This is a genomic window from Streptomyces sp. NPDC053560 (assembly GCF_044544605.1).
Lineage (GTDB): Bacteria > Actinomycetota > Actinomycetes > Streptomycetales > Streptomycetaceae > Streptomyces.
Window position 1 is genome coordinate 288477 of the sequence record NZ_JBITXI010000010.1, and the last position, 12696, is coordinate 301172.

The following is a 12696-nucleotide window of genomic DNA, read 5'->3' on the forward strand; positions in this document are numbered from 1 at the left end:
GATGGGGGTGCCGCCCTCGGTTCGTACAGCGATGAACAGCTGATCCGTTCCCGGAAGGGGGGATCAGAAGTCCATGTCACCGCCCGGCATGCCGCCCGGGGCGCCGCCCGCGGCGGCCTTCTCCGGCTTGTCGGCGATGACGGCCTCGGTGGTGAGGAAGAGCGCCGCGATGGAGGCGGCGTTCTGCAGCGCGGAGCGGGTGACCTTGGCGGGGTCGATGATGCCCTCGGCGATCATGTCGACGTACTCGCCGGTCGCGGCGTTCAGGCCGTGACCCACGGTCAGGTTGCGCACCTTCTCCACCACGACGCCGCCCTCAAGGCCGCCGTTGACGGAGATCTGCTTCAGCGGGGCCTCCAGGGCCAGCTTCACAGCGGCGGCACCGGTGGCCTCGTCACCCTCGAGCTCGAGCTTCTCGAAGACCGAGGAAGCCTGCAGCAGGGCGACGCCACCGCCGGCGACGATGCCCTCCTCGACGGCCGCCTTCGCGTTGCGAACGGCGTCCTCGATGCGGTGCTTGCGCTCCTTGAGCTCCACCTCGGTCGCGGCACCGGCCTTGATGACCGCAACACCGCCGGCGAGCTTCGCCAGGCGCTCCTGCAGCTTCTCGCGGTCGTAGTCGCTGTCCGAGTTCTCGATCTCGGCGCGGATCTGGTTGACGCGGCCCTGGACCTGGTCGCTGTCGCCGGCACCGTCGACGATGGTGGTCTCGTCCTTGGTGATGACGACCTTGCGGGCGCGGCCGAGCAGGTCGAGACCGGCGTTCTCCAGCTTGAGGCCGACCTCCTCGGAGATGACGGTGCCACCGGTGAGGATGGCGATGTCGCCGAGCATGGCCTTGCGGCGGTCACCGAAGCCCGGGGCCTTCACGGCGACGGACTTGAAGGTGCCACGGATCTTGTTGACGACCAGGGTCGACAGGGCCTCGCCCTCGACGTCCTCCGCGATGATCAGCAGCGGCTTGCCCGACTGCATGACCTTCTCCAGCAGCGGAAGGAGGTCCTTCACGTTGGAGATCTTGGAGTTGACGATCAGGATGTACGGGTCGTCGAGCGACGCCTCCATACGCTCCATGTCGGTGGCGAAGTACGCCGAGATGTAGCCCTTGTCGAAGCGCATACCCTCGGTGAGCTCCAGCTCCAGACCGAAGGTCTGGGACTCCTCGACGGTGATGACGCCTTCCTTGCCGACCTTGTCCATGGCCTCGGCGATGAGCTCACCGATCTGGGTGTCGGCCGCGGAGATGGAGGCGGTGGAGGCGATCTGCTCCTTGGTCTCCACGTCCTTCGCCTGCTCCAGCAGGGCGGCGGAGACGGCCTCGACGGCGCGCTCGATGCCGCGCTTCAGGGCCATCGGGTTGGCGCCGGCCGCGACGTTGCGCAGGCCCTCGCGGACCAGGGCCTGGGCCAGGACGGTCGCGGTCGTCGTGCCGTCACCGGCGACGTCGTCCGTCTTCTTCGCGACCTCCTTGACCAGCTCGGCGCCGATCTTCTCGTACGGGTCCTCGAGCTCGATCTCCTTGGCGATGGACACACCATCGTTGGTGATCGTGGGGGCGCCCCACTTCTTCTCAAGGACGACGTTGCGGCCCTTGGGGCCAAGGGTGACCTTGACGGCGTCGGCGAGCTGGTTCATCCCGCGCTCGAGACCGCGCCGTGCCTCCTCGTCGAACGCGATGATCTTGGCCATGTGAAGTGGTCCTCCCGGACAGGGGTGGAAACGCAGTGGACCGCGCTGGTGCCCGCGACGGACGGCCTGCAACCCCGTGGTTCCCTGCCCCACCGGGCCGCGGACCTCACCGGCCCGATCCGAAGTTCTGTCACTCTCACCTTCAGAGTGCTAACGCAATGATTAGCACTCGACCCCCTCGAGTGCAAGCGCCCAAGCAAGGCTGCAGGCTCGAGCGGCGACCACGCAAGAGGCCCGGGGCACACACGCGCCCGCGCACAACAGAAGGTCCGCACCCCCGTCAGGGAGCACGGACCTCCGTACGCTGCAGTCGGTCGGCGCTTCAGCCGGCCACGCGAACCATGTCCGCCTGCGGCCCCTTCTGGCCCTGCGAGATCTCGAACTCGACCCGCTGGCCTTCCTCAAGGGTGCGGTAACCGTCCATCTGGATCGCGCTGTAGTGGACGAAAACATCCGCACCACCGTCGACCGCGATGAAGCCGTACCCCTTCTCCGCGTTGAACCACTTGACGGTGCCCTGAGCCATTCCTAACTCCCCTATTGCTGGCCCTTGCGCAGGACCGCACTCCGCGGACCCGGGTCAGACCTCACCCCCAAGGAGGGTGTGCGCCGGAACGCGTCGACCGCCGCTGAATGTATCTGGACCGATGCCCAGCGCAACAGGTCAATCGGACGAGAATTCTGCCCACGACCATTCGCCGATATCCGGCGAAGTCTCAACAATTCTGGGCAAGCCGGGCCGGGCATAGCTCATCAACACGACAAATTGCGCACACACTTTGAGCACATCTTGTCGTGTTCTCATATGCGTCGGGCACGCGCGAGAAGAGGATTCACCTCAACTGTATCGCCTTTAACGACATGGAATCGCCCCGTCCGCTTCTAATGCGGACGGGGCGATTCCGGGGTGCGCATCCCGTCATTCACGAGACGGTGCACAAGGGGCGCGCACAGGGCGCACAAAGGGGCGTACAGCCGCTTTTCAGCAGCCGCCGGCCACCGCGGGAATGATCGAGACGCTGGCGCCGTCCGGCGTCGCGGTCTCCAGACCACCCTCGAAGCGCACGTCGTCGTCGTTGACGTAGACGTTCACGAAGCGGCGCAGCTTGCCCTGGTCGTCCAGGACGCGGGCCGCGATGCCGTTGTGGTTCTTCTCCAGGTCCTGGATGACCTCGGAGAGCTTCGCGCCCTCGGCGGGGACCTCGGCCTGGCCGCCGGTGTAGGTGCGGAGGATGGTGGGGATGCGGACGTTGACGCTCATGGTGTTTCTCTGCCTTCCGGGTTCAGGGGCGACGGGTACGGGGCCGCGCTGCGGCCGGGAGCCGGGGCTCAGCCGAGGCCGGCCTCGCGGAAGGAGTCCAGGCTCGGACGGATGGTCGCGGTCGGGCCGGTGGTCGGCGCGACGGCGTCCAGCGTCTTCAGGCCGTCGCCGGTGTTCAGGACGACGAGGGACTTGGCCGGGTCGATCCGGCCGTTCTCGATGAGCTTCTTGGTGACGCCGACGGTCACGCCGCCCGCGGTCTCCGCGAAGATGCCCTCGGTGCGGGCCAGCAGCTTGATCGCGTCCACGACCTGCTCGTCGTTGACGTCCTCGACGGCGCCGCCGGTGCGGCGGGCGATGTCGAGCACGTACGGGCCGTCCGCCGGGTTGCCGATGGCCAGCGACTTGGCGATGGTGTTCGGCTTCTGCGGGCGGACCACGTCGTGGCCGGCCTTGAAGGCGGTGGACACCGGCGAGCAGCCCTCGGCCTGGGCGCCGAAGATCTTGTACGGCTTGTCCTCGACCAGGCCGAGCTGGATCAGCTCCTTGAGCCCCTTGTCGATCTTCGTGAGCTGCGAGCCCGAGGCGATCGGGATGACCAGCTGGTCCGGCAGCTCCCAGCCGAGCTGCTCGCAGATCTCGTACGCGAGCGTCTTGGAGCCCTCGCCGTAGTACGGGCGGAGGTTGACGTTCACGAAGCCCCAGCCCTCGCCCAGCGGGTCGCCGATGAGCTCGGAGCAGAAGCGGTTGACGTCGTCGTAGTTGCCCTCGATGCCGACGAGGTCGCCGCCGTACACCGCGGCCATGACGACCTTGCCCGCCTCCAGGTCGTGCGGGATGAACACGCAGGAGCGGAAGCCGGCCCGGCGCGCCGCGGCGCCGACGGCGCCGGCCAGGTTGCCGGTGGAGGAGCAGGACAGGGTGGTGAAGCCGAAGGCGCGGGCCGCCTCGACGGCGATGGCCACGACGCGGTCCTTGAAGGAGTGCGTCGGGTTGCCGGAGTCGTCCTTCACGTACAGGCCGCCGGTGACGCCCAGCTCGGCGGCGAGCCGGTCGGCCTTGACCAGCTTGGTGAAGCCCGGGTTGAGGTTGGGCTTGTCGGCCACGTCGGCGGGGACGGGCAGCAGCGGCGCGTACCGCCAGATGTTGTCGGGACCGGCCTCGATCTGCTTCTTCAGGCCCTCGGGGTCGCCGCTCGGCAGGTCGTAGGCCACTTCGAGCGGCCCGAAACATTCCTGACAGGCGAAGATCGGGCCCAGATCGAAGCGGGTGCCGCACTCGCGGCAGGACAGCGCGGCGGCGGGGCCGAGGGAGACGGCGGAAGTGGTGGTGCTTTCAGAAGCTTGCACAGCCATGGAGGCGAGGCCCTTTCTCCTCATCTTCCTCACGACGCATCTCGCCGTGAGACGGATTTGGCACCTTCCCTAGCCGGGAGCCTCGCGCGCGGGACTTCAGTGTCCTGGCGGCAAGACCGGCTGGAGGGTTGCCGGGGCTTCAACGGGCCGTATCCCTCTGCCCCTCTGGATGAGCGGTATGGCCTGCATGCGAAACACAGGCGTTTGTTCAGCGGTGACCCCGGCATGCGGTGGTCATCCGCGTTGTTCAAGACTGTAACCGAAGGGGTGGATGGTTGAGATAGCCGTCCGAACCGCGAGATGGCTCACACCGCGTAGCAAGATGGCCCACACGCGTAGCAAAAGGAGACGGATACGTGCTGGAAGAGGTGGAGCGCTGGCTGGCCGGCCGCTCCTGGTCCGCCGCCGACCGACCGCTCGACCAGCTGTTGGCAGCGAAAGGGCGCACGGGGCAGAAGGTCAGCGTAGTGCTGCCCGCGCTCGACGAGGAAGCCACGGTCGGCGCGATCGTGGAGATCATCCGCCGTGACCTGATGTCCGACGCGATGCCGCTGGTCGACGAGCTGATCGTGGTGGATTCCGGCTCCACCGACCGCACCTCCGAGGTCGCGGCCGCGGCCGGCGCCCGGGTCGTGCACCGCGACGCGATCCTGCCCCGGCTGGCGACGGTGCCCGGCAAGGGCGAGGTGCTGTGGCGCTCGCTGCTGGCCACCAGCGGCGACATCGTCTGCTTCGTCGACGCCGACCTGCGCGAGTTCTCCGCCGACTTCGTGTCCGGGATCGTCGGGCCGCTGCTGACCGACCCGCAGGTGCAGTTCGTGAAGGCGATGTACGACCGGCCGCTGGGCGACGCCGTCGGCGGCGCGGGGGCGGGCCGGGACGGTCGTCGTGCCGGCGGCGAGCAGGGAGGACGGGTGACCGAGCTGGTGGCCCGCCCGCTGCTCAATCTGCACTGGCCGCAGCTGGCCGGTTTCGTCCAGCCGCTCGGCGGCGAGTACGCGGCCCGGCGCTCGCTCCTGGAGCGGCTGCCCTTCCCCGTGGGGTACGGCGTCGAGCTGGGCCTGCTGGTCGACGCGCTGCACACGGTCGGCCTGGACGCGCTGGCGCAGGTGGACGTGGGGGTGCGCAGGCACCGGCACCAGGACGGGCAGGCCCTGGGCCGGATGGCCGCGGCGATCTACCGCACCGCCCAGCTGCGGCTGGCGCGCGGCCACCTCGTACGGCCCCGGCTCACCCAGTTCGACCGCGGCGAGGAGGGCGGCTTCGTGCCGCGTACGACCGCGGTGGACACCGAGGAGCGGCCGCCGATGCGCGGCATACCGGAGTACGCGGAGCGGCGGGCGGCCTGAGGCCGGGGCGCGGCGGCGGTCGCGGCGAGCGGTCGCGGCGAGCGGTCGCGGCGAGCCGTACCGGCCCTGCGGGGCCGCGGAGTCCGGCGGACCGGGAGCTTCCGGGAGCTCATGGCGGTCGCGCGCGTCGCCCGACGTGCGGCTGCGCCCACGATGTGCTGCGGGCCGTACGTTTGAGCGGATCTGTGGCGGGTTAGTTCATCGGCATGGTCTCCTCCAGCTCAGGTGCCCAGGTTCTCGTCGCGTCCAACCGTGGCCCGGTCTCCTACGCCCTGGGCGCGGACGGCACGCTCACATCCCGGCGCGGCGGTGGCGGACTGGTCTCGGGCCTGTCCGCGATCGGCTCGGACGCCGGAGCCGTCTGGGTGTGCGCGGCGCTCGGCGACGGCGACCGCGAGGCGGCCCGGCGGGCCGCCTCCGGTGCCGGACTGCTGGATCCGGCCGACACCGGCGGACAGCAGGTCCGGATGCTGGACATCCCGCCCGAGGTGTTCGCCGACGCGTACAACGGCATCGCCAACTCCGTGCTGTGGTTCGTCCACCACCTGCTGTACCAGACGCCGCTGGAGCCGTCGTTCGACGCGGATTTCCGCGGCCAGTGGGCGGCGTACGAGGCGTACAACACCGCCTTCGCCGACGCGCTCGCCGAGGCCGCGGCGCCGGGCGCCGCCGTCCTCGTGCAGGACTACCACCTCACACTGGTCCCGGGCCTGCTCCGCGAGCGCCGCCCCGACCTGCGCATCGGCCACTTCTCGCACACTCCGTGGGCGCCGCCGGACTACTTCCGCCTGCTGCCGGACGACGTGGCGGCCCAGGTGCTGCGCGGCGTCCTGGGCGGCGACCGGGCGGCGTTCCTGACCCGCCGCTGGGCCGAGGCGTTCGCCGAGTGCTGCGCGGCCGTGCTGGGCGCCGAGGTGGCGCGGGACGGGGAAGCGGGGCTGCGCGTCACGCACGAGGGCCGGACCACCCGGCTCGGCGTGCACGGCCTGGGCGCCGACGCGGACTTCCTGCGCGACCGGTCCCGGCAGCCGGACGTCGACGACCGGCTGGCGGACCTGCGCGAGCAGATCGGCACCGGCGAGGACGGCGCGCCGCGGAAGACGATCGTGCGGGTGGACCGCACGGAGCTGTCCAAGAACATCGTGCGCGGGCTGCGCGCGTACCGGCGGCTGCTGGCCGACCGGCCCGAGTGGCGCGGCCGGGTCGTCCACATAGCGTTCGCCTACCCCTCGCGGCAGGACCTGGCGGTGTACCGGGAGTACACCGAGGAGGTCGCGCGGCTGGCCGGGGAGATCAACGACGAGTTCGGCACGCCCGGCTGGCTGCCGGTGGTGCTGCATGTGAAGGACGACTTCGCGCGTTCCCTGGCCGCCTACCGGCTCGCCGACGTGGCGCTGGTCAACCCCATCCGCGACGGCATGAACCTGGTCGCCAAGGAGGTGCCGGTGGTGTCGGAGGCGGGCTGCGCGCTGGTGCTCTCCCGGGAGGCCGGGGCCTGCGCGGAGCTGGCGGACGACGCGCTGGTGGTCAATCCGTACGACATCGAGGCCACGGCCGGCGCGCTGCACGAGGCGCTGACGATGCCACAGGACGAGCGCGCGGAGCGGTCGAAGCGGCTGGCGATGGCGGCGACGGCGCTGCCGCCTGCGCAGTGGTTCTTGGATCAGTTGCGGGCGCTCTCGGCCTGAGGCCGGTTCTCCGGGCGCGAGGGGCACTGCCCCGTTCGGTGTGCCGGGCGGCTGCCCCGCCGTCGTGGTCGCTCGCGCAGTCCCCCGCGCCCCTGGGGCTGCCCCTTGCGGGGCGAGCCCTCAGGCGCGCGCCATGGCCTCCGCCAGCCCCGTCAGCAGCTGGACCACCCCGGCCGGGCCCGGTACGACCAGGTCGGCGCGGTCGGCCAGTTCCTCGGCGCCCTCGCCGACCGTCGCCGAGCTGCACACCAGCACCCCGGGCTGTCCCCGGTCGCGGAGCGCGTCGACGGCGGCGTACGCGGCCAGGTCGCCGAGGTCGTCCCCGGCGTAGAGGACCGCGCCCGCGGCCACCTCCCGCAGGTACGACGTGAGCGCCACGCCCTTGTCGACGCCGGGCGGGCGCAGCTCCAGGACGAAGCGGCCCGGCTCGACGATCAGGCCGTGCCGCCGGGCGAGGTCGGCCAGCGGCGCGCGCAGCGCTTCAAAGGTGCCCTGCGGGTCGGCGGTGCGGCGGGTGTGCACGGCGACGGCCCGGCCGCCCTTGGTCTCGATGGCGTCCTCGACGGGCACGTCCCGCCAGGCACCGGTGCCCGCCAGCAGTCCGGGCAGCTCGGCGGCCGCGGCGGCGACGCCGGGCGGCGGCGCGGGCGCGTCGATCCGGCCGGTGGCGGCGTCCCAGCGCTCCGCGCCGTAGTGCCCGAGGACGACGAGGTGGTCCAGGCCGTCCGCTGCGGCGAAGCCGCCGAGCCGTACGGCGGTCTCCGCCGGCCGGCCGGTGATCACCACGACGGCGCGCAGCAGTGGCGCGAGGCGGGCGAGGGCCGGGACGACGCCGGGGTGCGCGCGGGCCTGTTCGGGGTCGGGGACGATGTCGGCGAGGGTGCCGTCGAAGTCGAGCGCGACGACGGCTTCGGCGGGCCGGGCGAGGAGGGTGGCCAGGCCCGCGCGGCCGGCTTCGGACACCGGCTGCGCGAGGAGGTTCTCGGGGCTGCCCATGGGCCCGAGCCTAGCGGTGGGCCGGGGCGCGCGGAGGGCGTACGGAGATCTTGCGCGCCGGACGCGGCAGGGGCCGGCGTCGGGCGGGCCACACCCCTCGCGGACGAGGGCCGACCGGGCACGCGGCCTCAGCGCCGGGCCCGCCGCTCCTCCCGGACCCGGCGCAGCCGATTCACCGTCACCGGGTCGTGGGCGAGCGCGCGCGGGTCGTCCAGGAGGGCGTTGAGCAGCTGGTAGTAGCGGGTCGGCGAGATGCCGAGCCGCTCGCGCACGGCGCGCTCCTTGGCGCCGGGGCCGGGCCAGGAGCGGCGCTCCACGGCGAGCACGGCCTCGTCGCGCGCTGACAGCTGCTCGGACGGCGATTCGGACACCACACGACCACGATAGCCCCGCGGTACGACATCCCTACTGATCACCCGGGCGGGCGGCGCCGGCCGACGCGCTCGGGGCGGCCCCGGACCGGCCCGCGGCCTGCCGCCCGCCGTCTGCGTCCGGCGTCAGCGGGTCGCGCTGTCCGCCTCGTTCGCGGTGTTCTCGATGTCGGTGAGGACCTGCTGCGGGTCGCCGTCGCTGCCGACCGCGCTGCCCATCTTGGCCTTGACGGTCTTGCTGACGAGGGGCCAGGAGGTCTTGTCGGCGGGGTAGAACTCCGCGTCCGGCAGCTGCGTGAGGAAGCCGTGCAGCTTCTTGTACTTGTCCTCGGCGAGCATGTCCTGGGAGGCGGAGACGGTGACCGGGAGGAGGCCGTAGTCGCCGGAGAACTTCAGGACGTTGTCCTTGTCGTAGACGAAGTCGAGGAACTTGCCGATCTCGGCGCGGTGCCCGTTCTGCTTGAAGCCCATCATCCAGTCGGCGACGCCCATGGTGGACTTGGCGGGGCCGTTGATGCCGGGGAGCGCGACGGTGCCGTAGTCGACGCCCTTGGCCTTGGCCTGCTGCATGAGGGTGGGGTGGCCGTTGAGCATGCCCACCTTGCCGTCGGCGAAGGCGTCGAAGCCGGCCTGGCGGTTGAGCTTCGCGGGGTCGCCGCCGGTCAGGCCGGGAGTGACGAGGTTGTCCTTGACCCACTTGAAGGTCCGGACGTTCTGCCGCGAGTCGATCGTGTACTTGCCTATGGAGTCGGTGTAGCCGCCGCCTCCGCTCAGCATCCAGATCATCGTCTCGGCCTGGGTCTCCTCGGGGCCGAGCGGCAGCGCGAACGGTGTCTTCACGCCCGCGTCCTTCAGGAGCTGCGCGTCCTGCTTGATGTCGGACCAGGTCTTGGGCGGGCCGGCGATGCCGGCCTGGGCGAAGAGCTTCTTGTTGTAGAAGAGGCGGCGGGTGCTGGCTCCGAAGGGCAGACCGTACTGGACCCGGTGGTACTCGCCCGCGTCGGCGAGACCGGGCGTGAAGTCCGCCTGGGTGCTGATGGAGAGCAGGTCGTCGGCGCTGTAGAGCTTGCCCTCGGCGGCGTAGTCGGCGTACGCGCCGATCTGGGCCATGTCGGGGGCGTTGCCGGCCTCGACCCGCTTCGCGACCTCCTTGTCGACGTCCTCCCAGCTGTAGACGTCGACGTCCACCTTGATGTTCGGGTGCTTCGCCTCGAAGGCCTGCGTGACGTCGTCCCAGTAGTGCTTGCTGGAGTTGGACGCGTTGTCGCCGTAGTCGGCGGCGACCAGCTTCAGGGTGACGTCGTCGCTGCCGCCGGGGCCGCCGGAGCAGGACGCCAGGGTCAGCGTCATGGCCGTCGCGATACCCGCCGCCGCGAGGCTCTTGTAGCGTCGCTGTACTGCCATTACGTGCCCTTTTCCGCCTTCGTGTGCCGTCTGGGTGTGCCGTACGTCCGGGACGCGCCGCGGCGGCGAGGATCACCCCCGCCGAGCGCATGGGCTGCGAGTCTGCCCCGCACACCGTCACAAGGTCTACACCAAATGAGGTCTCCGTTTCGCATCAGCGAACCGGAACACGGGCCTCCCTCCAGCCCCGCGCGACCGCCCTGCGCACGCGGCGCGGACGGAACGCACGGTGACGCGCGGGCGACCCGGCGCCCAACTCCCCGCGCACCACGCCCGAACATCACCCCCACAGGGTAGCTACGCGCGGAGACCGCAAGTGGACTAGACCTTTCAACACTTCTCGCGGGAGACTGGCCCGCGTGAGACATGTCATCGCGCTCGATGTGGGCGGCACCGGGATCAAGGCCGCACTCGTCGGTACGGAGGCGGCGTCCTCCGGAGGCGCGCCCGCCCGGCCGCCCGTCCTGCTGCACGAGGCCCGCCGCCCCACGGGGCGCGAGCGCGGCCCCGAGGCGGTGATCGGCACGATCCTCGATTTCGCCGCCGAGCTGCGCGAGCTGGGCGCCCGGCGGTACGGCGCCCCCGCCGCGGCCGTCGGCGTCGCGGTCCCGGGCATCGTCGACGAGACCACCGGCACCGCCGTGTACGCCTCCAACCTCGGCTGGCGCGATGTCCCGCTGCGCCGCCTGCTCTCGGAGCGGCTCGACGGCGTACCCGTGGCGCTCGGCCACGACGTACGCACCGGCGGACTCGCCGAGGGCCGCATCGGGGCGGGCAAGGGCGCCGACCGGTTCGTCTTCCTGCCGCTGGGCACCGGCATCGCGGCCGCCATCGGCATCGGCGGCCGCATCGAGGCCGGGGCGCACGGCAGCGCGGGCGAGGTCGGGCACATCGTCGTACGCCCGCAGGGCCCGCAGTGCGGTTGCGGCCGGCGCGGCTGCCTGGAGACGCTGGCCTCCGCCTCCGCCGTCGGCCGCGCCTGGGCCGCCGCCTGCGGTGACCCGGACGCCACCGCAGCGGACGCCGCCAAGGCCGTCGAGTCCGGCGACCGGACGGCCGTCACCGTCTGGCAGGAGGCCGTCGACGCGCTCGCCGACGGCCTGGTCACCTGCCTCACGCTGCTCGACCCGCGGACCCTGATCATCGGCGGCGGGCTCGCCGAGGCGGGCGACACGCTGTTCGCGCCTCTGCGAGAGGCGGTCCGGCAGCGGGTTACGTTCCAGCCGCTCCCCTCGATCGTTCCGGCGGCGCTCGGGGACGCGGCCGGCTGCCTGGGCGCAGGACTGCTCGCCCGGGATCTACTCTCCACGGAGGTAACTGCCTGATGGCGGACCGAACCATCCTCAGCGGCGCCCGGGTGGCGCTGCCCGCGGGCGTCGTCGACGAACTCGCGCTCACCATCGACGGGCCGCACCTCGCCGTGGGCCCCGCGGCCGGCGGCACCACCGTCGACCTGTCGGGGCACCTGGTCGTCCCCGGCTTCGTGGACATGCACGTGCACGGCGGAGGCGGCGGCTCGTTCTCCTCCGCCGACCCCGAGGAGTGCCTGAAGGCCGCCGACACCCACCGCCGCCACGGCACCACCTCCATGGTCGCCTCGACCGTCACCGGCGACCTGGCGGACCTGGCCCGGCAGGCGGCCGTCCTGTCCGAACTGGTCGAGCAGGGCGAGCTGGCCGGCATCCACTTCGAGGGCCCGTTCATCTCGGCCCACCGCTGCGGCGCCCACCAGCCCGAACTGCTGCGCGACCCGGACCCGGCGGACGTCCGCAAGCTGATCGACGCGGCCCGCGGCACGGCGAAGATGCTGACCCTCGCCCCCGAACTGCCCGGCGGCCTGGACTCCGTACGCCTGCTGGCCGACTCCGGCGTCATCGCGGCCATCGGCCACACCGACTCCACGTACGAAGCGGCCCACGAGGCCATCGAGGCGGGCGCCACCGTCGCCACGCACCTCTTCAACGCCATGCCGGCCCTGAACCACCGCACCCCCGGGCCGATCGCGGCGCTCCTGGAGGACGAGCGGATCACCGTCGAGCTGATCAACGACGGCACCCATCTGCACCCCGCCGTCCTGGAACTGGCGTTCCGTCACGCGGGCGCCGGCCGCGTCGCGTTCATCACCGACGCGATGGGCGCGGCCGGCATGAGCGACGGCATGTACCCGCTCGGCCCGATGGAGGTCGAGGTCAAGGACGGCGTCGCACGCATCCACGGCGGCCCCACCGCCGGCTCGATCGCGGGCTCCACGCTCACCCTGGACCTGGCCTTCAAGCGCGCCGTCACGGTCGACGGCATCAGCATCGAGCAGACCGTACAGGCCCTGTCGGCGAACCCGGCGCGACTGCTGGGCATCGACGACCGCACCGGCTCCATCGAGCCGGGCAAGGACGCCGACCTGGTCGTACTGAACGCGGCGTACGACCTGGTGGGTGTGATGCGGCGGGGTGAGTGGGTGGTACGGCCGCCGCAGGCCGGGTAGAGACCCGGTGCGGACGTTGGTCCGGGCGGGCACCCCCGTCCGGGCTGGGCCGATTGATCCGGATCCGCGGCCCCGGCGGTCAACGCGCTCTGTGCCAACTG

Annotated in this window: 11 protein-coding genes and 1 riboswitch; of the genes, 4 read left to right on the forward strand and 7 right to left on the reverse strand. The window is 71.7% G+C overall.

The genetic code is table 11. The features are described from left to right. Positions 1–63: 63 nt before the first annotated feature. The 4 genes from groL to thrC form a co-directional block, all read right to left on the reverse strand. A complete protein-coding gene (gene groL, locus ACIGQF_RS25090; RefSeq protein WP_361559193.1) occupies positions 64–1689 on the reverse strand; it encodes a chaperonin GroEL in 1626 nt (541 codons plus the stop codon). Between the two features lie 322 nt (positions 1690–2011). Continuing rightward, the gene (locus ACIGQF_RS25095) at positions 2012–2215 is read right to left on the reverse strand and encodes a cold-shock protein (RefSeq protein WP_003986833.1); all 204 of its coding nucleotides are present in this window, start codon (positions 2213–2215) and stop codon (positions 2012–2014) included. 456 nt (positions 2216–2671) lie between these two features. Next, complete coding sequence (locus tag ACIGQF_RS25100; protein WP_361559190.1) at positions 2672–2950, reverse strand: MoaD/ThiS family protein; 279 nt, start codon at positions 2948–2950, stop codon at positions 2672–2674. Positions 2951–3018: 68 nt separating this feature from the next. Beyond that, entirely contained in the window at positions 3019–4305 is a 1287-nt protein-coding gene (thrC, locus tag ACIGQF_RS25105; protein ID WP_399714200.1) for a threonine synthase, read from the reverse strand. Between the two features lie 17 nt (positions 4306–4322). Continuing rightward, positions 4323–4481, reverse strand: a riboswitch (SAM riboswitch). Positions 4482–4661: 180 nt separating this feature from the next. Between thrC and ACIGQF_RS25110 the strand changes: the two genes are divergently transcribed. Both ACIGQF_RS25110 and ACIGQF_RS25115 read left to right on the forward strand, forming a co-directional pair. After that, the gene (locus tag ACIGQF_RS25110) at positions 4662–5654 is read left to right on the forward strand and encodes a glucosyl-3-phosphoglycerate synthase (protein ID WP_399714203.1); all 993 of its coding nucleotides are present in this window, start codon (positions 4662–4664) and stop codon (positions 5652–5654) included. 206 nt (positions 5655–5860) lie between these two features. Then, positions 5861–7342, forward strand: a complete 1482-nt coding sequence (locus ACIGQF_RS25115; protein ID WP_399714206.1) for a trehalose-6-phosphate synthase — start codon at positions 5861–5863, stop codon at positions 7340–7342. A 120-nt stretch (positions 7343–7462) separates the two neighbouring features. Here ACIGQF_RS25115 and otsB read toward each other — a convergent pair whose 3' ends face one another. From otsB to ACIGQF_RS25130, 3 genes are all read right to left on the reverse strand, one after another. Continuing rightward, complete coding sequence (gene otsB / locus ACIGQF_RS25120) at positions 7463–8338, reverse strand: trehalose-phosphatase (protein ID WP_399714209.1); 876 nt, start codon at positions 8336–8338, stop codon at positions 7463–7465. 128 nt (positions 8339–8466) lie between these two features. Beyond that, complete coding sequence (locus tag ACIGQF_RS25125; protein WP_361559177.1) at positions 8467–8712, reverse strand: DUF3263 domain-containing protein; 246 nt, start codon at positions 8710–8712, stop codon at positions 8467–8469. Between the two features lie 123 nt (positions 8713–8835). Continuing rightward, entirely contained in the window at positions 8836–10113 is a 1278-nt protein-coding gene (locus tag ACIGQF_RS25130) for an extracellular solute-binding protein (protein ID WP_399714212.1), read from the reverse strand. Positions 10114–10472: 359 nt separating this feature from the next. Between ACIGQF_RS25130 and ACIGQF_RS25135 the strand changes: the two genes are divergently transcribed. Beyond that, on the forward strand, positions 10473–11438 hold the full coding sequence (locus tag ACIGQF_RS25135) for an ROK family protein (protein ID WP_399714215.1): 966 nt from the start codon (positions 10473–10475) through the stop codon (positions 11436–11438). Next, positions 11438–12595, forward strand: a complete 1158-nt coding sequence (gene nagA / locus ACIGQF_RS25140) for an N-acetylglucosamine-6-phosphate deacetylase (protein WP_399714218.1) — start codon at positions 11438–11440, stop codon at positions 12593–12595. Before ACIGQF_RS25135 ends, nagA begins: the two co-directional genes overlap by 1 nt. Positions 12596–12696 lie beyond the last annotated feature (101 nt).